Source organism: Rugosimonospora acidiphila (genome assembly GCF_039543385.1).
In the GTDB taxonomy this organism is placed as follows: Bacteria; Actinomycetota; Actinomycetes; order Mycobacteriales; family Micromonosporaceae; genus Rugosimonospora; species Rugosimonospora acidiphila.
In genome coordinates this window covers 1-1,107 of the sequence record NZ_BAABJQ010000088.1, presented here as the reverse complement: position 1 = coordinate 1,107, position 1,107 = coordinate 1, and the positions used below count along the sequence as shown (strand labels likewise).

The window sequence follows — 1,107 nt, the reverse complement described above, 5'->3', positions numbered from 1 at the left end:
AGCATGCGGTGCACCCTGCGCTATCTCTCCCACGTCGGCGGCGTCCGCATCGTCGACCTGGTCGACGCCATCATCGACCTGATCGACGCCGGTGAGGTCCCCTGCCCTGGCCTGACCGAAGTGCAGCGCAACCACGCCGAAGCGCTCGACGATCCGGCCAGGTTCGACGAGGAACTGCTTCTCTCGATCCTCGGCGAGGCCACCTACGAGGAGTTGTACTACCAGGCGACGGTGCGGCTGGTGCTACGGGACGCGACGCAGCACCGCGAGATCCTGGAGTCGGTCAGCAAGGCGCTGATCGAGCGCTTCGGCCTCGCCGGTCGCCCCGGCATCGAACTCCTGTCCGGCGTACGCATGCTGGACCTCGCCGGCGGGAGCATCTGGCGCTCCTCACTCGTGGGCAAGACGCTGTCTGGCTTCTTCGCCGTCCATCCCCGCGCTCTGGCAGTGCTCGTGGAGAGCGGAGACGTACCGGACTGGGGATTCGACCCCGACGCCGAAGTGGTGCACGGCCGCTTCACCTCTCCCCGCGATTGGGCACGCAATGCCCGGGGCCGACGGATGTGGTTAAGCACGCTCGACCTCATGCTGACTCAAGGCTTCGGCCGGCTGCTCTGGGAGGGCAAGGTCACATTGCTCAGCGGAGCGGCCGAAAGGGCGGGCGTGGCCAGCTGACGCAGTCGCTACGTCGCGCCCATGGGGCTACTGGTTCGAGCTCACGATCTCGCACGTTTCGCATTGTCTAGGTGGGACACGGGTGACCAGCCGCGCTCGGTCCCGTTCAGGGGGCCGTCACTGTGATTCCAGTCCACTTGGTTGAAGTGTCGCTGCTCGAGGAGCATCGCTACAGCCCGACACTCGGGTATCTCCATGCCGCACTGGCAGCTGCTCCAGATGTGGCGTCCGGCGTCGAGGTGCGCAAGCACGTGGTCGAGGGGACGGCCGAGAGACAAGCCGCCCTAGTGGACGCCGTACTTCCCGACGACCCGGATGCGACGTTCGTCGTCGCGTTCACGGTGTACTTCTGGAACCGCCCACAGACCATGGCGGTAGCGGCGCGGATCAAGGCGGCGCGGCCTCATGCGGTGATCGTGGTCGGTGGCAACG

General features: G+C 66.6%; 2 protein-coding genes. Both read left to right on the top strand.

The genetic code is table 11. From position 1 onward, the window contains the following. The coding region (locus ABEA87_RS42150; RefSeq protein ID WP_345639415.1) for a hypothetical protein at positions 1-675 on the top strand (675 nt) is incomplete at its 5' end. A gap of 146 nt (positions 676-821) precedes the next feature. Continuing rightward, a partial coding sequence (locus ABEA87_RS42145; protein WP_345639414.1) for a hypothetical protein occupies positions 822-1,107 on the top strand: 286 nt, incomplete at its 3' end.